General features: G+C 70.8%; 23 protein-coding genes. 20 read left to right on the top strand and 3 right to left on the bottom strand.

Annotation, left to right across the window (positions count from 1 at the left end; all coding sequences use genetic code 11):
• Positions 1 to 71 precede the first annotated feature (71 nt).
• Positions 72 to 1,301, bottom strand: coding sequence for a DUF349 domain-containing protein (locus B079_RS0127270; RefSeq protein WP_018549026.1), 1,230 nt, complete (start codon positions 1,299 to 1,301; stop codon positions 72 to 74).
• A 170-nt stretch (positions 1,302 to 1,471) separates the two neighbouring features.
• The gene (locus B079_RS0127265; protein ID WP_018549025.1) at positions 1,472 to 2,296 is read right to left on the bottom strand and encodes a peptidylprolyl isomerase; all 825 of its coding nucleotides are present in this window, start codon (positions 2,294 to 2,296) and stop codon (positions 1,472 to 1,474) included.
• 180 nt (positions 2,297 to 2,476) lie between these two features.
• Between B079_RS0127265 and B079_RS0127260 the strand changes: the two genes are divergently transcribed.
• The 18 genes from B079_RS0127260 (at position 2,477) to nusB (ending at position 20,859) form a co-directional block, all read left to right on the top strand.
• Positions 2,477 to 3,184, top strand: coding sequence for an MBL fold metallo-hydrolase (locus B079_RS0127260; protein ID WP_018549024.1), 708 nt, complete (start codon positions 2,477 to 2,479; stop codon positions 3,182 to 3,184).
• Positions 3,185 to 3,201: 17 nt separating this feature from the next.
• A complete protein-coding gene (hisS, locus tag B079_RS0127255; protein ID WP_018549023.1) occupies positions 3,202 to 4,464 on the top strand; it encodes a histidine--tRNA ligase in 1,263 nt (420 codons plus the stop codon).
• 219 nt (positions 4,465 to 4,683) lie between these two features.
• On the top strand, positions 4,684 to 5,340 hold the full coding sequence (locus B079_RS0127250; protein ID WP_018549022.1) for a vitamin K epoxide reductase family protein: 657 nt from the start codon (positions 4,684 to 4,686) through the stop codon (positions 5,338 to 5,340).
• Between the two features lie 71 nt (positions 5,341 to 5,411).
• Complete coding sequence (locus B079_RS0127245) at positions 5,412 to 6,764, top strand: replication-associated recombination protein A (protein ID WP_018549021.1); 1,353 nt, start codon at positions 5,412 to 5,414, stop codon at positions 6,762 to 6,764.
• A 342-nt stretch (positions 6,765 to 7,106) separates the two neighbouring features.
• On the top strand, positions 7,107 to 7,721 hold the full coding sequence (gene rpsD / locus B079_RS0127240) for a 30S ribosomal protein S4 (RefSeq protein ID WP_018549020.1): 615 nt from the start codon (positions 7,107 to 7,109) through the stop codon (positions 7,719 to 7,721).
• Between the two features lie 225 nt (positions 7,722 to 7,946).
• Positions 7,947 to 8,375 (top strand): DUF948 domain-containing protein, encoded by a 429-nt coding sequence (locus B079_RS0127235; protein ID WP_037802160.1) that lies wholly within the window; start codon positions 7,947 to 7,949, stop codon positions 8,373 to 8,375.
• Between the two features lie 15 nt (positions 8,376 to 8,390).
• Entirely contained in the window at positions 8,391 to 8,753 is a 363-nt protein-coding gene (locus tag B079_RS0127230; RefSeq protein WP_018549018.1) for a hypothetical protein, read from the top strand.
• Positions 8,753 to 11,425 (top strand): alanine--tRNA ligase, encoded by a 2,673-nt coding sequence (gene alaS / locus B079_RS0127225; protein ID WP_018549017.1) that lies wholly within the window; start codon positions 8,753 to 8,755, stop codon positions 11,423 to 11,425. Before B079_RS0127230 ends, alaS begins: the two co-directional genes overlap by 1 nt.
• A gap of 9 nt (positions 11,426 to 11,434) precedes the next feature.
• Positions 11,435 to 11,899: a Holliday junction resolvase RuvX gene (gene ruvX, locus B079_RS0127220; RefSeq protein WP_018549016.1), complete on the top strand. Its 465-nt coding sequence runs from the start codon at positions 11,435 to 11,437 to the stop codon at positions 11,897 to 11,899.
• A gap of 176 nt (positions 11,900 to 12,075) precedes the next feature.
• Entirely contained in the window at positions 12,076 to 13,758 is a 1,683-nt protein-coding gene (mltG, locus tag B079_RS0127215) for an endolytic transglycosylase MltG (protein ID WP_018549015.1), read from the top strand.
• Positions 13,739 to 14,578, top strand: coding sequence for a shikimate dehydrogenase (locus B079_RS0127210; RefSeq protein ID WP_018549014.1), 840 nt, complete (start codon positions 13,739 to 13,741; stop codon positions 14,576 to 14,578). The genes mltG and B079_RS0127210 overlap by 20 nt, the downstream gene beginning before the upstream one ends.
• Before the next feature lie 178 nt (positions 14,579 to 14,756).
• A complete protein-coding gene (aroC, locus tag B079_RS0127205; RefSeq protein WP_018549013.1) occupies positions 14,757 to 15,941 on the top strand; it encodes a chorismate synthase in 1,185 nt (394 codons plus the stop codon).
• Positions 15,938 to 16,456, top strand: coding sequence for a shikimate kinase (locus tag B079_RS0127200; protein ID WP_018549012.1), 519 nt, complete (start codon positions 15,938 to 15,940; stop codon positions 16,454 to 16,456). The genes aroC and B079_RS0127200 overlap by 4 nt, the downstream gene beginning before the upstream one ends.
• Complete coding sequence (gene aroB, locus B079_RS0127195) at positions 16,453 to 17,544, top strand: 3-dehydroquinate synthase (RefSeq protein ID WP_018549011.1); 1,092 nt, start codon at positions 16,453 to 16,455, stop codon at positions 17,542 to 17,544. Before B079_RS0127200 ends, aroB begins: the two co-directional genes overlap by 4 nt.
• 166 nt (positions 17,545 to 17,710) lie before the next feature.
• Entirely contained in the window at positions 17,711 to 18,577 is an 867-nt protein-coding gene (locus B079_RS0127190) for a Pro-rich N-terminal domain-containing protein (protein WP_078496103.1), read from the top strand.
• 128 nt (positions 18,578 to 18,705) lie between these two features.
• On the top strand, positions 18,706 to 19,812 hold the full coding sequence (locus B079_RS0127185) for an aminopeptidase P family protein (RefSeq protein WP_026249130.1): 1,107 nt from the start codon (positions 18,706 to 18,708) through the stop codon (positions 19,810 to 19,812).
• A 49-nt stretch (positions 19,813 to 19,861) separates the two neighbouring features.
• The gene (gene efp / locus B079_RS0127180) at positions 19,862 to 20,428 is read left to right on the top strand and encodes an elongation factor P (RefSeq protein WP_018549008.1); all 567 of its coding nucleotides are present in this window, start codon (positions 19,862 to 19,864) and stop codon (positions 20,426 to 20,428) included.
• A gap of 2 nt (positions 20,429 to 20,430) precedes the next feature.
• Positions 20,431 to 20,859: a transcription antitermination factor NusB gene (nusB, locus tag B079_RS0127175; protein ID WP_018549007.1), complete on the top strand. Its 429-nt coding sequence runs from the start codon at positions 20,431 to 20,433 to the stop codon at positions 20,857 to 20,859.
• Between the two features lie 189 nt (positions 20,860 to 21,048).
• Here the strand turns inward: nusB and bldD are convergent, their stop codons facing one another.
• Entirely contained in the window at positions 21,049 to 21,549 is a 501-nt protein-coding gene (gene bldD / locus B079_RS0127170) for a transcriptional regulator BldD (protein ID WP_018549006.1), read from the bottom strand.
• Positions 21,550 to 21,800: 251 nt separating this feature from the next.
• Here bldD and pyrR point away from each other — a divergent pair, with 251 nt between their 5' ends.
• Both pyrR and B079_RS0127160 read left to right on the top strand, forming a co-directional pair.
• Positions 21,801 to 22,370, top strand: coding sequence for a bifunctional pyr operon transcriptional regulator/uracil phosphoribosyltransferase PyrR (gene pyrR, locus B079_RS0127165; protein WP_018549005.1), 570 nt, complete (start codon positions 21,801 to 21,803; stop codon positions 22,368 to 22,370).
• Between the two features lie 93 nt (positions 22,371 to 22,463).
• The gene (locus B079_RS0127160; protein ID WP_018549004.1) at positions 22,464 to 23,471 is read left to right on the top strand and encodes an aspartate carbamoyltransferase catalytic subunit; all 1,008 of its coding nucleotides are present in this window, start codon (positions 22,464 to 22,466) and stop codon (positions 23,469 to 23,471) included.
• The last annotated feature ends 1 nt before the right edge of the window (position 23,472 follow it).

The following is a 23,472-nucleotide window of genomic DNA, read 5'->3' as shown; positions in this document are numbered from 1 at the left end:
CTCGCAGGACCCGGAACACGCCGAAGGCCCCGTACGTCGCGTACGGGGCCTTCGGCGTGGTGGGCGGGGTATCAGCCGCCGAACTCGTGCAGGCCCTTCAGAGCCTGGTCCAGGAGCGCCTGGCGGCCCTCCAGCTCACGCTCCAGCTTCTCGGCGCGCGCGGTGTTGCCCTGCGCCCGCGCCTGCTCGATCTGGCCGTGCAGCTTGTCCACGGCCGCCTGGAGCTGACCGGTCAGACCCTCGGCACGCGCCCGCGCCTCCGGGTTGGTCCGGCGCCACTCGGCCTCCTCGGCCTCCTGGATGGCCCGCTCGACCGCGTGCATCCGGCCCTCGACCTTGGGACGCGCGTCCCGCGGCACATGACCGATGGCCTCCCAGCGCTCGTTGATCGAGCGGAACGCGGCCCGCGCGCTCTTCAGGTCGCCGACCGGAAGAAGCTTCTCGGCCTCCTCGGCAAGACCCTCCTTCAGCTTCAGGTTCTCGCCCTGCTCCGCGTCCCGCTCCGCGAACACGGAGCTGCGCGCGGCGAAGAACACGTCCTGGGCACCGCGGAAGCGGTTCCACAGCTCGTCCTCGTGCTCGCGCTGGGCGCGACCCGCCGCCTTCCAGTCCGCCATCAGATCGCGGTAACGCGCGGCCGTCGGACCCCAGTCCGTCGAACCGGACAGCGCCTCGGCCTCGGCGACCAGCTGCTCCTTGATCCGGCGGGCGTCCTCGCGCTGCGCGTCCAGCTGCGCGAAGTGCGCCTTGCGCCGCTTGGAGAACGCCGACCGGGCGTGCGAGAAGCGGTGCCACAGCTCGTCGTCGGACTTGCGGTCCAGGCGCGGCAGCCCCTTCCAGGTGTCCACCAGCGCCCGCAGCCGCTCACCGGCCACCCGCCACTGGTCGGACGCGGCCAGCTGCTCCGCCTCCGCGACCAGGTCCTCCTTGGCCTTGCGGGCCTCGTCGGACTGCTTGGCCCGCTGCGCCTTGCGCTCCTCGCGGCGCGACTCGACCGTCTTGACGAGCTTGTCCAGGCGGGTCCGCAGCGCGTCCAGGTCACCGACCGCGTGGTGCGCGTCCACCTGCTCGCGGATGTGGCCGATCGCGGTCTGGGCGTCCTTCGCCGACAGGTCGGTGGTCTGCACACGCTTCTCGAGGAGGCCGATCTCGACAACCAGGCCCTCGTACTTGCGCTCGAAGTAGGCAAGCGCCTCCTCGGGGGAGCCGGCCGCCCACGATCCGACGACCTGCTCGCCCTCGGCCGTACGCACGTACACGGTCCCCGTCTCGTCGACGCGGCCCCACGGGTCGCTGCTCACAGCGCCTCCTCCACATGATGCCCGCCAGGTGCCTCCCGGCCCCCGGGCATCGTCCACAGTTTCGTCACCGCCAACATAGGCGACCGGCGGGTGGCCTGTCCGCATCCAGCGCTACCGAACTTGCGCAGATGACGACGCGGACCGCCACCAGGACCGCCACCGCCGGAGGGTCAGGACTTGGCGACCGTCGCCTTGTCGATCACGACCGTCGCGTTCGGGGCACCGTCGCCCTGGCCCGTGCTCTCACCGGCCTTGGCGATCTTGTCGAGCACCTTCAGGCCCGCCTTGTCGATCGTGCCGAAGGGGGTGTAGCTCGGCGGCAGCGGGCTGTCCTTGTAGACGAGGAAGAACTGGCTGCCGCCGGTGTGCTTCTGACCGGTGTTGGCCATCGCCACCGTGCCCGCCGGGTAGGTGTTCTTCGTCAGGCTCTTGTCCTTGAGGTTCTCGTCCGGGAGCGTGTAGCCCGGACCGCCGTTGCCGACGCCCGTCGGGTCGCCGCACTGCAGCACGTAGATCCCGTTGGTCGTCAGACGGTGGCACTTCGTGTGGTCGAAGAAGCCCTTGTTCGCCAGGAAGTCGAACGAGTTCACCGTGTGCGGGGCCGCCGCCGTCTTCAGGGCGATGCCGATGTCGCCGCAGGTGGTGGCCAGCTTCATCGAGTAGTCCGCCGACGTGTCGATCGACATCGCCGGCTCCTTCTTCCACTGGAGCTTCTTCACCGCGCCCTTGGCGGGCTTCTCGCACGGGTCCGGCGCCTTCTGGCTCGGGCTCGCCGACGGCGTGACCTCGGCGCCCGCGTTGACCTTCTTGTCGTCGTCGCCCTTCATCACCCCGGTCGTGTACAGCGCGACACTGCCGATCACGACCACGCCGAGGACCGACGCGATCACGGAGTTGCGCATCCTGGCCTTGCGCCGTGCGCTCGTGCGCCGCTGCTGCTGCCGCAAGAACTTCTCCCGGGCGAGCTGACGCCGCCGCTGCTCCTGGCTGACCACCGGGTTCTCTCCTCATGCGTGTCGTGTGCCGGCCGGTACGCGTGCGCGCGCCGGGCCGACAGGCGCGTGTAGCCCCGTACCGTATATGGGTTCGCTGAGGAAACGGCAGCGCCGGTAGGCTCTTGACCACGGGCCGACCGCCCGCGAGCCCTCCCGTATCGACACAAACGAAGGACGATCGTGCTCATTGCCGGGTTCCCCGCCGGGGCCTGGGGGACGAACTGTTACGTCGTCGCCCCCGCCGCCGGTGAGGAGTGCGTGATCATCGACCCGGGCCATCAGGCTGCCCAAGGAGTCGAGGAGACGCTGCGCAAGCATCGGCTGAAGCCCACCGCCGTCGTCCTCACCCACGGCCACATCGACCACGTCGCCTCGGTCGTCCCCGTGTGCGGTGCGCACGACGTGCCGGCCTGGATCCACCCCGACGACCGCTACATGCTGAGCGACCCCGAGAAGGCGCTCGGCCGGTCCATCGGCATGCCGCTCATGGGCGAGCTGACCGTGGGGGAGCCCGGCGACGTCCGGGAGCTGACCGACGGGGCGAAGCTGGACCTGGCCGGGATGGAGTTCTCCGTCGCGCACGCGCCGGGCCATACCAAGGGGTCGGTGACCTTCCAGATGCCCGAGAAGACCGACATCCCGCCGGTCTTCTTCTCCGGGGATCTGCTGTTCGCCGGCTCCATCGGACGCACCGACCTGCCGGGCGGCTCCATGGAGGACATGCTCGGGTCGCTGGCACGGGTGTGCCTGCCGCTCGACGACTCCACCGTGGTGCTCTCCGGCCACGGCCCCCAGACGACCATCGGCCAGGAACGCGCCACCAACCCCTATCTGCGGCAGGTGGCCGCCGGCCAGGGAGCCGACCAGGCTCCCCGACGAGGAATGTGACGAGAGAGCTTCTTTCCGTGAGCACCTTCAAGGCCCCCAAGGGCACGTACGACCTGATCCCGCCGCAGTCCGCCACGTACCTCGCCGTGCGCGAGGCCATCGCCGCCCCCCTGCGCAACTCCGGGTACGGCTACATCGAGACCCCCGGCTTCGAGAACGTCGAGCTGTTCGCGCGCGGTGTCGGCGAGTCCACCGACATCGTCACCAAGGAGATGTACGCCTTCGAGACCAAGGGCGGCGACCGGCTCGCCCTGCGCCCCGAGGGCACCGCCTCCGTACTGCGCGCCGCCCTGGAAGCCAACCTGCACAAGGCGGGCAACCTCCCGGTCAAGCTCTGGTACTCCGGCTCGTACTACCGCTACGAGCGCCCCCAGAAGGGCCGTTACCGCCACTTCTCCCAGGTCGGCGCCGAGGCGATCGGTGCCGAGGACCCGGCGCTGGACGCCGAGCTGATCATCCTGGCCGACCAGGCGTACCGCTCGCTGGGCCTGAGGAACTTCCGCATCCTGCTGAACTCCCTCGGCGACAAGGAGTGCCGTCCGGTCTACCGGGCCGCCCTCCAGGACTTCCTGCGCGGTCTCGACCTGGACGAGGACACCCTGCGCCGCGCGGAGATCAACCCGCTGCGCGTCCTGGACGACAAGCGCGAGGCGGTCCAGAAGCAGCTCACCGGCGCCCCCCTGCTGCGCGACTACCTGTGCGACGCCTGCAAGGCGTACCACGAGGAGGTCCGCGAGCTGATCCTCGCGGCGGGCGTCGCCTTCGAGGACGACCCCAAGCTGGTGCGCGGCCTGGACTACTACACCCGCACCACCTTCGAGTTCGTCCACGACGGCCTCGGCTCGCAGTCCGCGGTCGGCGGCGGCGGTCGCTACGACGGCCTCTCCGAGATGATCGGCGGCCCCGCCCTGCCGTCCGTCGGCTGGGCGCTCGGCGTGGACCGCACCGTCCTCGCCCTGGAGGCCGAGGGTGTGGAACTGGACATCCCCTCCGCCACCAGCGTCTACGCCGTCCCCCTCGGCGAAGAGGCCCGCCGCCTGCTGTTCGCCAAGGTCACCGAGCTGCGCAAGGTCGGCGTCGCCGCCGACTTCTGCTACGGCGCCAAGGGCCTCAAGGCCGCCATGAAGGCCGCCAACCGCTCCGGCGCCCGCTACGCCCTCGTCCTCGGCGAGCGCGACATCACCGAAGGCGTCGTCCAGCTCAAGGACATGGAGACCGGCGACCAGACCCCCATCGGCCTCACGGAGGTCGTCGCGGAACTGGAGTCCCGGCTCGGCTGAGCGGGAAAGCTTTCGAGGGGCCGGACGGCAGACTGCCGCCCGGCCCTTCACCTTTCGTTCTGCTGTGCCCCCGCCGGAGGGGGAACCGGCCGGAAACCCGCCCCTTCCCGGGGCCGAAGGTCCTTACTTATCCACAGTGAACGGTGCGGGGGCGCACGCGTGCGGCACAATGGCCCCTGCCCGAAGAAGGTCCCTTCTCAAGCAGACGGAATCGGCGTGATGAGCAAGACGACAGTCACCGACGTCTCCACCGTGCCCGAGCCGGAGCACGCCGCTTCTCCAGCCGGAGCCGTCGGCGGGAGCCGGGCCTTCGCCGTACTGCTGTTGATCACCGGTGCCGCGGGGCTGCTCGCCGCGTGGGTCATCACGATCGACAAGTTCAAGATCCTCGAGGCCAAGGTCGCGGGCACGACGTTCACCCCCGGGTGCAGCCTCAACCCGGTAGTCTCCTGCGGCAGCGTCATGGAGAGCAAGCAGGCCGCCGCGTTCGGCTTCCCGAACCCCATGCTCGGCCTGGTCTGCTACGGCATCGTGATCTGCGTCGGCATGAGCCTGCTGGCCCGCGCCCGCTTCCCGCGCTGGTACTGGCTGACCTTCAACTTCGGCACCCTCTTCGGCGTGGTCTTCTGCAGCTGGCTGCAGTTCCAGTCCCTGTACCGGATCAACGCGCTGTGCCTGTGGTGCAGCCTGGCGTGGGTCGCCACCATCGTCATGTTCTGGTACGTCACCTCCTTCAACGTCCGCAACGGCTTCCTGCCCGGCGGTCGCGCGCTCAAGAGCTTCTTCGGCGAGTTCACCTGGGTCCTGCCGGTCCTGCACGTCGGCATCATCGGGATGCTGATCCTGACCCGCTGGTGGACCTTCTGGACCAGCTGACCGGCGCTCCGACGGGCGCCGGGCGCGGCGGCCCCGGACCGATTGTCAGTGGGGTGTCTTAGGGTTTCAGCGTGGAAGCCGACCTGTTCACCGCCGCAGCAGAAGAACGCCAGGAGAAGGACCCGACCAGCAGTCCTCTCGCGGTGCGGATGCGCCCGCGCACCCTGGACGAGGTGGTGGGCCAGCGGCATCTGCTCAAGCCCGGCTCACCCCTGCGGCGCCTGGTCGAGGGCGGCGGCGGCCCGGCAGGACCCTCCTCCGTGGTCCTGTGGGGCCCGCCCGGCACCGGCAAGACCACCCTCGCCCACGTGGTCTCCCGGGCCACCGACAAGCGGTTCGTGGAGCTGAGCGCGATCAGCGCGGGCGTCAAGGAGGTCCGCGCGGTCATCGACGGCGCCCGCCGCGCCGCCGGAGGCTTCGGCAAGGACACCGTCCTCTTCCTGGACGAGATCCACCGCTTCAGCAAGGCCCAGCAGGACTCCCTGCTCCCCGCCGTCGAGAACCGCTGGGTCACCCTGATCGCCGCCACCACCGAGAACCCGTACTTCTCGGTGATCTCCCCGCTGCTCTCCCGCTCCCTCCTCCTGACCCTCGAACCCCTCACCGACGACGACCTGCGCGACCTGCTGCGCCGCACCCTCGCCGACGAGCGCGGCCTGGGAGGTGCCCTCACGCTTCCCGAGGAGGCCGAGGAGCACCTGCTCCGCATCGCCGGAGGCGACGCCCGCCGGATCCTGACCGCCCTGGAGGCCGCGGCCGGTGCCGCGCTCGACAAGGCGGACACGGAGATCACCCTCCAGACCCTGGAGGAGACCGTCGACCGCGCCGCCGTGAAGTACGACCGCGACGGCGACCAGCACTACGACGTCGCGAGCGCGCTGATCAAGTCCATCCGCGGCTCCGACGTGGACGCGGCCCTGCACTACCTGGCCCGCATGATCGAGGCCGGCGAGGACCCCCGCTTCATCGCCCGCCGCCTGATGATCTCCGCGAGCGAGGACATCGGCGTCGCCGACCCCAACGCACTTCCCATAGCCGTCGCCGCCGCCCAGGCCGTCGCCATGATCGGCTTCCCGGAGGCGGCGCTCACCCTCAGCCACGCCACCATCGCCCTCGCGCTCGCCCCCAAGTCCAACTCGGCGACCCGGGCGATCCAGGGCGCCATGGCCGACGTGCGCAAGGGCCTGGCCGGACCGGTCCCCGCGCATCTGCGCGACGGCCACTACAAGGGCGCCGAGAAGCTGGGCCACGCCAAGGGCTACATCTACCCGCACGACCAGCCGAACGCGATCGCCGCCCAGCAGTACGCCCCGGACGCCCTCAAGGACCGCGCGTACTACACCCCGACGCGCAACGGCGCCGAGGCGCGGTACGCGGACGCCGTCGAGTGGACCAGGAAGCACCTCGGTCGCAAGCGGTCCTGAGCGCCCTGTAGACTGCCCCGAAGTGCTGAGTCCCGTGTCCGGCCCCTCGCTAGAGGAACCGGCTCACCAGAGCGGGACATCCAGCCGGAGACCCGGCCCTCGGGCGGGGTTCTCCAGGAGCGTCGCGCACCGTCGAAGGTGTCGCGGGCAGCCCACCACCTTCCGGCAGCAGCCGGAACCGGTCGGTGGGCCACTCGCGTGCTGCACGTATGTGCCCAGACCAGGGGAGCGGCTGCCCGCCCGGCCCGGCAACGGACCAGGAGGGTTTCCCCGGCTGCGGATGCGACCTCCCCTAACCCTGGTGAAGCCGTATTCGCACAGATAAAACGAGGTGTTTGGTTCATGGCGAACCAGTCCCGCCCCAAGGTCAAGAAGTCGCGTGCCCTCGGCATCGCGCTGACCCCGAAGGCCGTCAAGTACTTCGAGGCCCGCCCCTACCCGCCGGGCGAGCACGGCCGCGGCCGCAAGCAGAACTCGGACTACAAGGTCCGTCTGCTCGAGAAGCAGCGTCTGCGCGCGCAGTACGACGTGTCCGAGCGCCAGCTCGTCCGCGCCTACGAGCGTGCCGCCAAGGTCCAGGGCAAGACCGGTGAGGCCCTGATCATCGAGCTGGAGCGTCGTCTCGACGCCCTGGTCCTGCGTTCGGGCATCGCCCGCACGATCTACCAGGCCCGCCAGATGGTCGTCCACGGCCACATCCAGGTCAACGGCCAGAAGGTCGACAAGCCGTCCTTCCGTGTCCGTCCGGACGACGTCGTGCAGGTCCGCGACCGCTCCAAGGACAAGACGCTCTTCCAGGTCGCGCGCGAGGGTGGCTTCGCCGCCGACGGTGAGACCCCGCGTTACCTCCAGGTGAACCTCAAGGCCCTGGCGTTCCGCCTGGACCGCGAGCCGAACCGCAAGGAGATCCCGGTGATCTGCGACGAGCAGCTCGTCGTCGAGTACTACGCCCGCTGATCCCAGCCCCCGCGTAGGCACTCAGGCCCGCCGTCCCCTCGCCCCTCGGGCGGGCGGGACGGCGGGTTCGCGCGTTCCCGGGCCGCGCCGCACGCCCGAAGGCCGACCAGGGAAGGCCGCCGTACAGCCCCGGGTAATCCGGTACAGAGCCCCGCCCCCGGCGCGATAGGCTCGGTGCACGACTTTTCCGATGCTCAGGCATGTTTCAGGGAGCGGGTGCGCACAGTGTCCGGTGGAGAGGTGGCCGGAATCCTGGTGGCCGTCTTCTGGGCGATCCTGGTCTCCTTCCTCGCGGTAGCGCTGGCGAGGCTGGCCCAGACCCTCAAGGCGACGACCAAGCTCGTGGCGGACGTGACCGACCAGGCCGTCCCGCTGCTCGCGGACGCGTCCTCGGCCGTGCGCTCGGCCCAGACCCAGATCGACCGGGTGGACGCGATCGCGAGCGACGTCCAGGAGGTCACCTCCAACGCCTCCGCGCTCTCCTCCACCGTCGCCTCCACCTTCGGCGGCCCACTGGTCAAGGTCGCGGCCTTCGGCTACGGCGTCCGCCAGGCCCTCACCGGCCGCAAGGAGCCCGCGCCCGCGAAGCCGTCGAGGCGCACGGTGATCGTCGGCCGGACGGTCCCGGGCACCCGGCGGGGCAAGCGAAAGTAAGGACTGAGACCAGCGATGTTCCGCCGTACGTTCTGGTTCACCACGGGTGTCGCCGCCGGTGTGTGGGCCACCACCAAGGTCAACCGCAAGCTCAAGCAGCTGACCCCGGAGAGCCTGGCCGCGACGGCCGCCAACAAGGCCCTGGAGACCGGAGCGCGCCTGAGGGACGCCGCGGTCGGCTTCGCGCTCGACGTCCGCGACAACATGGCACAGCGGGAGAGCGAGCTGGAGCAGGCACTCGGCATCCACGAGAGCCCCGGCCTGCCCCCGGCCCGGCGGTACACCGCCATCGAGAACCACCGCACCGAGAACGACCGCAGCACACTGAAGTACATCGAGAACACGACGTACTCGTACAACCGGAATGAGGACCACTGATGGAGTCGGCCGAGATTCGCCGCCGCTGGCTGAGCTTCTTCGAGGAGCGCGGGCACACCGTCGTCCCTTCGGCGTCGCTCATCGCGGACGACCCGACTCTGCTCCTCGTCCCCGCCGGCATGGTGCCCTTCAAGCCCTACTTCCTGGGTGAGGTCAAGCCGCCCTTCCCGCGCGCCACCAGCGTGCAGAAGTGCGTGCGCACGCCCGACATCGAAGAGGTCGGCAAGACCACCCGCCACGGCACCTTCTTCCAGATGTGCGGCAACTTCTCCTTCGGCGACTACTTCAAGGAAGGCGCCATCAAGTACGCCTGGGAGCTGCTGACCAGCCCCCAGGACAAGGGCGGCTACGGCCTCGACCCCGAGCGCCTGTGGATCACCGTCTACAAGGACGACGACGAGGCCGAGCGCATCTGGCACGACGTCGTCGGCGTGCCCAAGGAGCGCATCCAGCGCCTGGGCATGAAGGACAACTACTGGTCCATGGGCGTCCCCGGCCCCTGCGGCCCCTGCTCCGAGATCAACTACGACCGCGGCCCCGAGTTCGGCGTCGAGGGCGGCCCCGCCGTCAACGACGAGCGGTACGTCGAGATCTGGAACCTCGTCTTCATGCAGTACGAGCGGGGCGAGGGCATCGGCAAGGACAACTTCGAGATCCTCGGGGACCTGCCGAGCCAGAACATCGACACGGGCCTCGGTCTTGAGCGCCTCGCCATGATTCTGCAGGGCGTGCAGAACATGTACGAGATCGACACCTCCATGGCCGTCATCAAGAAGGCCACCGAGCTGACCGGCGTGGAGTACGGCGCCGCCCAGCAGTCCGACGTCTCGCTGCGCGTGGTCACCGACCACATGCGCACCTCCGTGATGCTCATCGGCGACGGCGTCACCCCGGGCAACGAGGGCCGCGGCTATGTGCTGCGCCGCATCATGCGCCGCGCCATCCGCAACATGCGCCTGCTCGGTGCCACCGGCCCGGTCGTCAAGCCGCTGATCGACACCGTCATCGAGATGATGGGTCAGCAGTACCCCGAGCTGATCACCGACCGCGAGCGCATCGAGAAGGTCGCCCTCGCCGAGGAGAACGCCTTCCTCAAGACGCTGAAGGCGGGCACCAACATCCTCGACACCGCCGTCACCGAGACCAAGCAGGCCGGTGGCTCGGTCCTCTCCGGCGACAAGGCGTTCCTGCTCCACGACACCTGGGGCTTCCCGATCGATCTCACCCTGGAGATGGCCGCCGAACAGGGCCTCTCGGTGGACGAGGACGGCTTCCGCCGCCTGATGAAGGAGCAGCGGGAGCGCGCCAAGGCCGACGCCCAGGCCAAGAAGACCGGCCACGCCGACCTCGGCGCCTACCGCGAGATCGCGGACGCCGCCGGAGCCACCGACTTCATCGGCTACAGCGACACCGAGGGCGAGTCCACGATCGTCGGCATCCTGGTCGACGGCGTCTCCTCCCCGGCCGCCACCGAGGGCGACGAGGTCGAGATCGTCCTGGACCGCACCCCGTTCTACGCCGAGGGCGGCGGCCAGATCGGCGACACCGGCCGCATCAAGGTCGACTCCGGTGCCGTCATCGACATCCGCGACACCCAGAAGCCGGTCCCGGGCGTCTACGTCCACAAGGGCACCGTCCAGGTCGGCGAGGTCACCGTCGGCGCCAAGGCCCATGCCTCCGTGGACCGGCTGCGCCGCAAGGCCATCGCCCGCGCCCACTCGGCCACCCACCTGACCCACCAGGCGCTGCGCGACGCCCTCGGCCCGACGGCCGCCCAGGCCGGTTCCGAGAACCAGCCCGGCCGCTTCCGCTTCGACTTCGGCTCCCCGTCCGCCGTCCCGACGGCCGTGATGACCGACGTCGAGCAGAAGATCAACGAGGTGCTGGCCCGCGACCTCGACGTGCACGCCGAGGTCATGGGCATCGACGAGGCCAAGAAGCAGGGCGCCATCGCCGAGTTCGGCGAGAAGTACGGCGAGCGCGTGCGCGTGGTGACCATCGGCGACTTCTCCAAGGAGCTGTGCGGCGGCACCCATGTGCACAACACCGCCCAGCTGGGCCTGGTGAAGCTGCTCGGCGAGTCCTCCATCGGCTCCGGCGTGCGCCGTATCGAGGCCCTGGTCGGCGTGGACGCCTACAACTTCCTCGCCCGCGAGCACACGGTCGTCAACCAGCTCACCGAGCTGCTGAAGGGCCGCTCCGAGGAGCTGCCGGAGAAGGTCTCCACGATGCTCGGCAAGCTGAAGGACGCCGAGAAGGAGATCGAGAAGTTCCGCGCGGAGAAGGTCCTCCAGGCCGCCGCCGGTCTCGCCGGGTCCGCCAAGGACGTACGCGGCGTCGCCGTGGTCACCGGCCAGGTCCCGGACGGCACCACGCCGGACGACCTGCGCAAGCTGGTCCTGGACGTGCGCGGGCGCATCCAGGGCGGCCGGGCCGCCGTCGTCGCCCTGTTCACCGTGAACAACGGCAAGCCGCTCACGGTCATCGCCACCAACGAGGCCGCCCGCGAGCGCGGTCTCAAGGCCGGCGAGCTGGTCCGTACCGCCGCCAAGACCCTCGGCGGCGGCGGTGGCGGCAAGCCGGACGTCGCCCAGGGCGGTGGCCAGAACCCGGCCGCCGTCGGCGAGGCCGTCGACGCGGTCGAGCGTCTCGTCGCCGACACGGCCAAGTAGGCATCGCTCATGCGCAGAGGACGACGACTCGCGATCGATGTCGGCGACGCCCGGATCGGGGTCGCCTCGTGCGACCCCGACGGCATCCTCGCCACTCCGGTGGAGACGGTGCCCGGCCGGGACGTCCCGGCCGCGCACCGGCGCCTTCGCCAGCTGGTCGAGGAGTACGAGCCGATCGAGGTCGTCGTCGGTCTCCCTCGCTCCCTCAAGGGGGGCGAGGGCCCGGCCGCGGTCAAGGTGCGCGCGTTCACCCAGGAGCTGGCCCGGGGCATCCAGCCGGTGCCGGTACGCCTGGTGGACGAGCGGATGACGACCGTGACGGCCAGCCAGGGCCTGCGCGCCTCCGGGGTGAAGTCCAAGAAGGGCCGCTCCGTGATCGACCAGGCGGCGGCCGTCATCATCCTGCAGCAGGCCCTGGAATCCGAACGGGTGTCAGGTGGACCACCCGGTGAGGGCGTCGAAGTGGTCATCTGATCGCGATACGGTAACGTTCCGCGCGATGCGGTGGTTTCGAACAGCTACCGCACAGCAAGAGGCGGAACGGCGCCGGTACGGGAGCCGAGCGACCGCCATGGCCTCGCGGCTCTAGGGGATCGATGACTGAGTATGGCCGGGGCTCTGGCTCCGAACCGTGGCATCCGGAGGACCCGTTGTACGGGGACGGCGGATGGGGAGGACAGCAGACCCACCCGGGTCAGTCCCCCTACGGCGGCCAGCCGCAGCAGCAGTACCCGCAGCAGCCGCAGCAGCAGTACGGCGACTGGTCCCAGGGCCAGCAGCAGCCGGGCTATGGCGAGCAGTACCCGCAGCACCCCCAGCATCCGCAGCACCCCCAGCACTACGACGGGCAGGGCGGCGGCCACTACGACCAGCAGTTCGCCGGTCAGCAGCACCACCAGCAGCACCCTCAGCATCCGCAGCACCAGGGCGGCGGCTGGGACGCCACGGGCACCCACGGCCAGGTGCCCTACGCCGCCGACCCCGGCGACCCCTACGGGCAGCAGCCGGTGGCGTACGGCGCCGAGCAGCCCGACTTCTACGGCACCGAGGACGCCTACCCGCCGCCGCAGCCCCCCGGCCACCGCACCGCCGAGCCCGTCGCCGACCCCGAGCCGGACTGGGAGCGGGGCGAGGAGCCGCAGGACCACCCCCTGGCCGCCGGGAGCGGCGAGGACGACGACACCGAGGACGAGCCCGCGACGGCGGGCCGCGCCGACCGGCGCGGCAAGGGCCGCAAGCCCGTCAAGAACAAGAAAGGGCGCACCGGTTGCGCCCTGATGGTCGTCGTCGTGGTGTTCGGCGGCGGTCTCGGCGGCGTCGGCTATCTCGGCTACACCTTCTACCAAAATCGTTTCGCCCCGCCCGCGGACTACGCGGGCAGCGGCAACGGCGAGTCGGTCGTCGTGGAGATCAAGAAGGGCGCGGGCGGCGCCGACATCGGCCGGGAGCTCAAGGAGAAGGGGGTCGTCAAGAGCGTCGACGCCTTCGTCTCCGCTCAGCTCGCCAACCCCCAGGGCAAGTCCCTCCAGGACGGCGTCTACACGCTCCAGAAGCACATGTCGGCCGCCAGCGCGGTCGAACTGATGCTCAGCCCGAAGAGCCGCAGCAACCTGATCATCGCCGAGGGCTCGCGCAACTCGGCGGTCTACACGGCGATCGACAAGCGCCTCAAGGTCCCCGCGGGCACCACGTTCAAGGTCGCGAAGAAGGACTACAAGTCCCTCGGCCTGCCCAGCTGGGCCCTCGGCCACCCCAACCTCAAGGACCCGCTGGAAGGATTCCTCTTCCCCTCCAGCTACCCGGTCACCAAGGGCCAGAAGCCCAAGGACGTCCTCAAGACGATGGTCGCCCGGGCCAACGAGAAGTACACCGAGTACAACCTGACGAAGAAGGCCAAGGAGTTCGGCCTCGACAACGCCTTCCAGCTCCTCACGGTCGCGAGCCTCGTCCAGGCGGAGGGCAAGACGCACGACGACTTCCGCAAGATGGCGGAAGTGATCTTCAACCGGCTCAAGCCCGACAACTCCGAGACGAACCGGCTGCTCCAGTTCGACTCGACGTACAACTACTACAAGGGCACGAGCAACATCCACATCTCCCAGACGGAGATCAACAAGGACAACAACCCGTACAACACCTACATCAACAAGGGCCTTCCGCCCGGCCCGATCGACAACCCGGGCGAAGAGGCGCTGAAGGCGGCGCTCGACCCGACGCACGACGGCTGGTACTACTTCGTCGCGACCGACGGCGTCAACAACACCGAGTTCGCCCGGACCTACGATGACTTCCTCAAGCTCAAGGACAAGTTCAATGCCGCCACGGGCAACTGACGCCCGTCGGGCCGCCGTTCTCGGCAAGCCCATCGCCCACTCGCTCTCGCCCGTGCTGCACCGCGCGGCCTATGCCGCGCTCGGGCTCGACGGGTGGTCGTACGACCGGTTCGAGGTGGACGAGGACGGGCTGCCCGCCTTCTTCGAGGAGCTGGGGCCCGAGTGGGCCGGGCTGTCGCTGACCATGCCGCTCAAACGGGCGGTCATCCCGCTGCTCGACGGGATCAGCGAGACCGCTGCCTCGGTGGACGCCGTCAACACGGTGGTGTGTACCGAGGACGGCCGCCGCCTGGGCGACAACACCGACATCCCCGGCATGGTCGCCGCGCTGCGCGAGCACGGCATCGAGGAGGTGGAGTCCGCCGCGATCCTGGGCGCGGGCGCCACCGCCTCCTCCGCCCTTGCCGCCCTTGCCCGCGTCTGCACCGGCGAGGTCACCGCGTATGTGCGCAGCGCCGCCCGCGCCGACGAGATGCGGCAGTGGGGCGAACGGCTCGACGTCGAGGTGCGTATCGCCGCCTGGGCGGAGGCGGCCGACGCGCTGCACGCCCCCCTGGTGATCGCCACCACCCCGGCGGGCGCCACCGACGCCCTCGCGACCGCCGTCCCCGAGCGCCCCGCCACGCTCTTCGACGTGCTCTACGACCCCTGGCCGACCGAGCTGGCCGCCCGCTGGTCCATGTTCGGCGGTGCCGTGGTCGGCGGCCTTGACCTGCTCGTCCACCAGGCCGTGCTCCAGGTCGAGGCCATGACCGGCCGCTCCCCGGCCCCGCTGGAGGCCATGCGCCACGCGGGCGAACAGGCCCTCGCCGTCCGCTGAGCACCCCCGCCGCCCCGTCCCGCGCCGGTACCGGCATCCGGACCGAGGACCGGATTCGTCCCCCGGCGTGGGAGGATCGGAGGTGGCGGACCGGAATCGCGCACCCGGTCGTGCCGCTGCCGTACGCGCGCATCTGTGTACGCGGCGCAGTACCGGGCGCGAACACTGAGGAGCACCGTTGAGCAGGCTGCGTTGGCTGACCGCGGGGGAGTCCCACGGCCCCGCACTCGTCGCGACGCTGGAGGGACTTCCCGCCGGCGTGCCGATCACCACCGAGATGGTGGCGGATCACCTGGCGCGGCGGCGGCTCGGCTATGGGCGCGGCGCGCGGATGAAGTTCGAGCGCGACGAGGTCACCTTCCTGGGTGGTGTGCGGCACGGTCTGACGCTGGGCTCCCCGGTGGCGGTCATGGTGGGCAACACCGAGTGGCCGAAGTGGGAGCAGGTCATGGCGGCCGACCCGGTGGACGAGGAGGTCCTTGCGGGCCTCGCGCGCAACGCGCCGCTGACCCGTCCGCGCCCCGGCCACGCCGACCTCGCGGGCATGCAGAAGTACGGCTTCGACGAGGCCCGGCCGATCCTGGAGCGTGCCTCGGCGCGGGAGACGGCGGCCCGGGTCGCGCTGGGCGCGGTGGCGCGGTCGTACCTGAAGGAGACGGCCGGGATCGAGATCGTCAGCCACGTGGTGGAGCTGGCCTCGGCGAAGGCGCCGTACGGCGTCTACCCGGTTCCGGCGGACGTGGAGCGGCTGGACGCGGACCCGGTGCGCTGTCTGGACGCGGACGCGTCGAAGGCGATGGTCGCGGAGATCGACCAGGCCCACAAGGACGGCGACACGCTCGGCGGTGTGGTCGAGGTGCTGGCCTACGGCGTGCCGGTCGGGCTCGGCTCGCACGTGCACTGGGACCGGCGTCTGGACGCCCGCCTGGCCGCCGCGCTCATGGGCATCCAGGCGATCAAGGGCGTCGAGGTCGGCGACGGGTTCGAGCTGGCGCGGGTGCCCGGTTCGAAGGCGCACGACGAGATCGTCCGGACCGAGGACGGCATCCGCCGCGTCACCGGCCGCTCCGGTGGCACCGAGGGCGGTCTGACCACGGGTGAGCTGCTGCGGGTGCGCGCCGCGATGAAGCCGATCGCGACCGTGCCGCGCGCGCTGAAGACCGTGGACGTCGCCACGGGCGAGGCCACGCAGGCGCACCACCAGCGCTCGGACGTGTGCGCGGTCCCGGCCGCCGGGATCGTGGCCGAGGCCATGGTGGCGCTGGTCCTCGCGGACGCGGTGGCGGAGAAGTTCGGCGGCGACAGCGTGGCCGAGACCCGCCGCAATGTGCAGTCGTACCTCGACAACCTGACGATCGGATGAGCGGCGTGCCGGTCGTGGTCCTGGTCGGGCCGATGGGCGTGGGCAAGTCGACGGTGGGGCGGCTGCTGGCCGAGCGGCTGGGCGCGGCCTTCCGGGACACCGACGACGACATCGTGGCCGCGCAGGGCCGTGCGATCGCGGACATCTTCGTGGACGACGGGGAGGACGCCTTCCGCGCGCTGGAGAAGCGCGCGGTGGCCGAGGCGGTCGCCGGGCACGCGGGGGTCCTCGCACTCGGTGGCGGGGCGGTGCTGGACGCGGACACGCGGGCGCTGCTGGCGGGGCAGCGGGTGGTCTACCTCTCGATGGACGTCGAGGAGGCGGTGCGCCGCACCGGGCTGAACGCGGCGCGTCCGCTGCTCGCGGTCAATCCGCGCAAGCAGTGGCGGGAGCTGATGGAGGCCCGCCGTCATCTGTACGAGGAGGTCGCCACGGTGGTCGTGGCGACGGACGGGCGCGACCCCGGCGAGGTCGCCCAGGCCGTCCTGGACGCACTGGAGTTGAAGGAAGCATGAGCGAGGCAGTCACCCGCGTCCAGGTCGCCGGCACGGCCGGCACCGACCCCTACGAGGTCCTGGTCGGCCGCCAACTGCTGGGCGAGCTGGCCGGGTTGATCGGTTCCCGGGCCAAGCGGGTCGCGGTGATCCACCCCGAGGCGCTGGCGGAGACCGGGGACGCGCTGCGCGCCGACCTGGCCGGGCAGGGCTACGACGCGGTCGCCATCCAGGTGCCCAACGCGGAGGAGGCCAAGACCGCCGAGGTCGCCGCCTACTGCTGGAAGGCGCTCGGCCAGTCCGGGTTCACCCGCTCCGACGTCATCGTGGGCGTCGGTGGCGGCGCGACCACCGACCTGGCCGGGTTCGTCGCGGCGACCTGGCTGCGCGGGGTCCGCTGGATCGCGATCCCCACCACCGTGCTCGCCATGGTGGACGCGGCCGTCGGCGGCAAGACCGGCATCAACACCGCCGAGGGCAAGAACCTCGTCGGCGCCTTCCACCCCCCGGCCGGGGTGCTGTGTGACCTGGCCGCCCTCGACTCCCTCCCGGTCCACGACTACGTCTCCGGGCTCGCCGAGGTCATCAAGGCCGGTTTCATCGCCGACCCGGTCATCCTCGACCTGATCGAGTCCGACCCGGAGGCCGCCCGCACCCCGGCAGGCCCGCACACCGCCGAGCTGATCGAGCGCTCGATCCGGGTCAAGGCCGACGTGGTCTCCTCCGACCTCAAGGAGGAGGGCCGCCGGGAGATCCTGAACTACGGGCACACCCTCGGCCACGCCATCGAGAAGAACGAGCGCTACAAGTGGCGGCACGGCGCGGCCGTCGCCGTCGGCATGCACTTCGCCGCCGAACTCGGCCGCCTGGCGGGCCGGTTGGACGACGCCACCGCCGACCGCCACCGCACGGTTCTGGAAGCCGTCGGCCTTCCGCTGCACTACCGCTACGACCAGTGGCCCAAGCTCGTCGAAGCCATGAAGGTCGACAAGAAGTCCCGGGGCGACCTGCTCCGCTTCATCGTCCTGGACGGCCTCGGCCGCCCCACCGTGCTCGAAGGCCCGGACCCCGCCGTCCTCCTCGCCGCCTACGGCGAAGTGGGCCAGTAGATCCCGACACCGCCCCGTCTGCCCGATTCCCTTGACGGGTCCGGGACTTGCTGCCGCCCCCGGCCGTTTCACCAAACGACGGCCGGGGGCGGTACGGTTCGCTACAGTGCGGGCTTCGTACCCGCCTTCCGGCGCTGAACGCGTGTACGAGATGGAGTGGCAACGGATGCAGCACGCAGTGGGATCTCCGCTGCCGCCGCCCCACCCAGCGGGGCAGGGACCGCAGACCGGCTGGGCACCGGCCGCGCACCATCCGGGCCCGCCCCCGGCGGCACCCCAGGGCCCCCCGCCCGGCTATCCCACGGCGGGCGCCCCCATGCCCCCGGGCGCCATGCCGCCCGTACCACCGCCACCCCCGGCCGCGCCACCCGTCGCCGGACCGTACGGACCGCACGGCTCCGAGGTCACCGGCCATGTGCCGCTGCCGCCCGGCGCCCCCGTCGGCGCGCCGCCCGCCGCCGCGCCCGACCCCTCGGCCACCACCCTCGCCGTGCTGCTCATCGGCCCGGCGGGCGCGGGCAAGACCAGCGTGGCCAAGTACTGGGCGGACCACCGCCGGGTGCCCACCGCCCACATCAGCCTGGACGACGTGCGCGAGTGGGTGCGCTCGGGCTTCGCGGACCCGCAGACCGGCTGGAACGACAACTCCGAGGCGCAGTACCGCTTGGCCCGCCGCACCTGCGGCTTCGCCGCGCGCAACTTCCTCGCCAACGGGATCTCCTGCATCCTCGACGACGCGGTCTTCCCCGACCGGCCCGTGGTGGGCCTCGGCGGCTGGAAGCGCCACGTCGGCCCCGGCCTGCTCCCCGTCGTCCTCCTCCCCGGCCTGGACATCGTCCTGGAGCGCAACGCCGAGCGCAGCGGCAACCGCCGCCTCACCGACGAGGAAGTGGCCCGCATCCACGGCCGCATGGCCGGCTGGTACGGCTCCGGCCTCCCGATCATCGACAACTCCCAACTCGACGTCCCCGGCACCGCCCGCGTCCTGGACGAGGTCCTGACCCGAGCCATCGCGAGCCCACCGAGCTGGTGACCGGGACGGTCCGGCAGCCCTGGGCACCCCGGCCGGGAGACCGGGTGTTCCCGCCGCACCGCCGGAGGCGCACCCCACTCGGACGCCGTCGAACGGCGAGAGGCGGGGAGAACTCCTACGCTCGTCTCATGTCAGAGGTGTACGCGACCCGCCGATCCCGGCTGAGGGATCGCTGCAACGCGGCCGGTACCGCGGCAGCGCTCATCTCCCGCCCCGCCAATGTGCGCTACCTGGCGGGAGCGGCGCCCCAGGGTGCGGTCCTGCTGCTCGGCAGGCGCGAGGACCAGCTGGTCTGTCCCGTCCCGCCGGAGGAGCGGCCGGGGGAGGGGCGTCCCGACGAGTCCCTGGCCCTGCATGTGCTGCCCTCGGCCGGCGGCGACCCCGCCGTGGCCGCCGCCGGGCTCGCGGGCGGCGAGGGCACCGACGCGCTGGCCGTGGAGGAGCACCACCTCACCGTCGCCCGGTACCGCGCCCTCGGCTCGGTCGCGCCCGGACTGCGCCTCGCGGACCTGGGAACCGCCGTCGAACAGCTCAGGGTCGTCAAGGACGAGGAGGAGATCTCCTGTCTGCGCATCGGCGCGGAGATCGCCGACCAGGCCCTGGGCGAACTGCTCGAGTCCATCCTGGTCGGCCGCACCGAACGGCACCTCGCCCTGGAGCTGGAGCGGCGCCTGGTCGACCACGGCGCCGAGGGCCCCGCCTTCCCGACCTCCGTGGCGACCGGTCCGAACGCCGGCCGCCCCGGCCACCGGCCCACCGACCGGCGGGTGGAGGAGGGCGACTTCCTCTCCGTCTGCCTCGGCGCGACCTATCGCGGCTACCGCTGCGAGATCGGCCGTACCTTCGTCATCGGCACCTCGCCCGCCGACTGGCAGGTCGAGCTGTACGACCTCGTGTTCGCCGCCCAACGGGCCGGGCGCGAGGCCCTGGCGCCCGGTGCCGCCTACCGCGATGTGGACCACGCGGCCCGTCAGGTGCTGGACTCCGCGGGGTACGCGGACGCCCTCCCACCGGTCACCGGGCACGGGGTCGGACTCGAAATCGACGAGGACCCGCAGCTCGCCCCCTCAGCCATGGGTAAACTGGACGCTTGCGTGCCGGTCACCGTCGAACCCGGGGTTCACCTCCCGGGCCGGGGCGGCGTCCGGATCGATGACACGCTCGTCGTGCGCCCAGAGGCGGACGGCGGACCCGAGCTACTCACCATCACGACCAAGGAGCTGCTCGCGCTTTAACGGTGCGTGCCCCGTGGTCGTCCACGTCAGTCCAGGAGATTCCGCAACCGTGGCTTCCACGAACGACCTCAAGAACGGCATGGTGCTCAAGCTCGATGGCGGCCAGCTGTGGTCCGTCGTCGAGTTCCAGCACGTCAAGCCCGGCAAGGGCCCGGCCTTCGTGCGCACCAAGCTGAAGAACGTGCTCTCCGGCAAGGTGGTCGACAAGACCTTCAACGCCGGCGTCAAGGTCGAGACCGCCACTGTCGACAAGCGCGACATGCAGTTCTCGTACATGGACGGCGAGTACTTCGTCTTCATGGACATGGAGACCTACGACCAGCTGATGGTCGACCGCAAGGCTGTCGGCGACGCCGCCAACTTCCTGATCGAGGGCTTCACCGCCACCGTCGCCCAGCACGAGGGCGAGGTGCTCTTCGTCGAGCTGCCGGCCGCCGTCGAGCTGGTCGTCCAGGAGACCGAGCCGGGCGTCCAGGGCGACCGCTCCACCGGCGGCACCAAGCCCGCCACGCTGGAGACCGGCCACCAGATCCAGGTCCCGCTGTTCATCACGACCGGCGAGAAGATCAAGGTCGACACCCGCACCAGCGACTACCTCGGCCGGGTGAACAGCTAACCGTGGCTGCCCGCAACACGGCCCGCAAGCGCGCGTTCCAGATCCTCTTCGAGGGCGACCAGCGCGGCGCCGACGTTCTCACGGTCCTCGCGGACTGGGTCCGGCTCTCCCGGTCCGACACCCGGCAGCCGCCGGTCAGCGAGTACACGATGCAGCTGGTCGAGGGCTACGCGGACCACGCGTCGCGCATCGACGAGCTGATCGCCCAGTACGCGGTGGGCTGGACGCTGGACCGGATGCCGGTCGTCGACCGCAACCTGCTGCGGCTCGGCGCGTACGAGCTGATCTGGGTGGACGAGACGCCCGACGCGGTCGTTCTGGACGAGATGGTGCAGCTTGCCAAGGAGTTCTCGACGGATGACTCGCCGGCGTTCGTGAACGGTCTGCTGGGCCGCTTCAAGGAGCTCAAGTCGAGCCTGCGGCGCGATTAGTTTTTTACGACAGAGCGCCGTTGGGGCGTGGGTGGGCTGTTGTGTGCCGGTCCGTTGTGGCTGGTCGCGCAGTTCCCCGCGCCCCTTTGGGGTTTCCGCTCGCGTATGCCGAAAAGCCGCCCGGGGTGGCAGGGAAAACTCTCCCCGCCACCCCGGGCGGCACGTTTCTGCTCAATGCGTGTAAAGCGGTCAGCTGTCCTCGTGGGCGACCGCGCGGCGCGCGTCCGCGTCCAGGACGCCCCAGCTGATGAGCTGCTCGGTGAGGACCGAGGGGGACTGGTCGTAGATGACGGCGAGGGTGCGCAGGTCGTCCTGGCGGATCGAGAGCACCTTGCCGTTGTAGTCGCCGCGCTGGGACTGGATCGTCGCCGCGTAGCGCTGGAGGGGGCCCGCCTTCTCGGCCGGCACCGTGGCCAGCCGCTCCAGGTCCAGGACGAGCTTCGGCGGCGGCTCGGCGGCCCCGCCCGGAGTGGTGCCCGGCAGCAGCTCCTGCACCGGAACGCCATAGAAATCGGCCAGCTCGGCAAGGCGCTGCACGGTCACGGCACGGTCGCCGCGCTCGTACGAGCCGACCACCACGGCCTTCCAGCGCCCCTGGGACTTCTCCTCGACACCGTGGAGGGAAAGGCCCTGCTGGGTGCGGATGGCCCGGAGCTTGGCCCCGAGCTGTTTGGCGTATTCGCTGGACATATAGCTCCCCGGCACTGTGTCGACGCGGCCGGCGGGGTGCCCGCCGCGCGGCTGGTAACTCACTGTGAGGTTACGCAGCGTGATTCTTCTGCGTCAAGCCGAATGGTCCACACCGACTCTTCCGTGGTAGTGGCCGCCCGCTGGTCCGAACGGGTGAAACGGGCGCTCCGGAGGACCTGCTAGGGTGGATGGCGCAAATCCGACGTCCTTTAAAGTCCGTCCTGTGAGGCGGAGAAGGGGGTCCGTTTCGTATGGACACGCACGCGCAATCCCCCGCGTCCGATGCCCGGCCCGTCCTCGAGGGCCCCGACATCGCACGCGTCCTGACCCGTATCGCCCACGAGATCGTCGAACGCGCCAAGGGCGCCGACGACGTGGTGCTCCTCGGCATCCCGACCCGGGGCGTCTTCCTCGCCCAGCGGCTCGGCGTCAAGCTGGAGCAGATCACCGGACGCAAGGTCCCGGTCGGCTCGCTCGACATCACCATGTACCGCGACGACCTGCGGATGCATCCGCCGCGCGCGCTCGCCCGCACCGAGATCCCCGGTGACGGTGTCGACGGCCGCCTGGTCGTGCTCGTGGACGACGTGCTCTTCTCCGGCCGCACCATCCGTGCCGCCCTCGACGCCCTGAACGACATCGGGCGCCCCCGCGCGGTCCAGCTCGCGGTCCTGGTCGACCGCGGCCACCGCGAACTGCCCATCCGCGCCGACTATGTCGGCAAGAACCTCCCCACGTCGTTGCGGGAGACGGTCAAGGTCCAGCTCGCCGAGGAGGACGGTCGCGACACCGTGCTGCTCGGTGCCAAGCCCGGCCAGTAGCGAACCGCGGCGCACGGGCTGCTCCGGCATGCCCTCGACGCGCCCGGCTCCGCCCGAATCCTCCCGTTTGAACTGCCTTACGGAGCCTGACAGATGCAGCGTCATCTCATCTCGGCCGCCGACCTCACCCGCGACGACGCCGTCCTGATCCTCGACACCGCCGAGGAGATGGCCCGGGTCGCGGACCGGCCGATCAAGAAACTGCCGACCCTGCGCGGCCGTACGATCTGCAACCTCTTCTTCGAGGACTCGACCCGGACCCGGATCTCCTTCGAGGCCGCCGAGAAGCGCCTCTCCGCCGACGTCATCAACTTCGCGGCCAAGGGGTCGAGCGTGTCCAAGGGCGAGTCCCTGAAGGACACCGCCCAGACGCTGGAGGCGATGGGCGTGGACGCCGTCGTCATCCGGCACAGCGCCTCCGGCGCCCCCTACCGCCTGGCCAACTCCGGCTGGATCGACGCGCCGGTCATCAACGCCGGTGACGGCACCCACCAGCACCCCACCCAGGCCCTCCTGGACGCCTTCACCATGCGCCGCCGCCTGATCGGCCCCGACGCCGGGCTCGGCCAGGACCTCGGCGGCAAGCGGATCACCCTTGTCGGCGACGTCCTGCACAGCCGCGTCGCCCGCTCCAACGTGGACCTGCTGCACACCCTGGGCGCCGACGTCACCCTCGTCGCCCCGCCCACCCTGCTGCCGGTCGGCGTGGAGACCTGGCCCTGCGAGGTGTCGTACGACCTCGACTCCACGCTGCCCAAGTCCGACGCGGTGATGATGCTGCGCGTCCAGCGCGAGCGCATGAACGCCGCCTTCTTCCCCACCGAGCGCGAGTACTCCCGCCGTTACGGGCTCGACGGCGACCGCATGGCGCGGATGCCCGAGCACGCCATCGTGATGCACCCCGGGCCGATGGTCCGGGGCATGGAGATCACCGCCGAGGTCGCCGACTCCGCGCGCTGCACGGTCGTCGAGCAGGTCGCCAACGGTGTCTCCATCCGCATGGCCGTGCTGTACCTGCTGCTCGGCGGCAACGAGCCCGCCACCACCCAGCCCGGCACCTCCCACTCCGCCACCTCCCCCCTTCGTACCGAGGAGAAGTAAG

Source organism: Streptomyces sp. LaPpAH-108, assembly GCF_000373625.1.
Classification (GTDB): Bacteria; Actinomycetota; Actinomycetes; order Streptomycetales; family Streptomycetaceae; genus Streptomyces.
The sequence above is the reverse complement of the archived record's forward strand: the minus strand, read 5'-3'. Positions and strand labels throughout refer to the sequence as shown.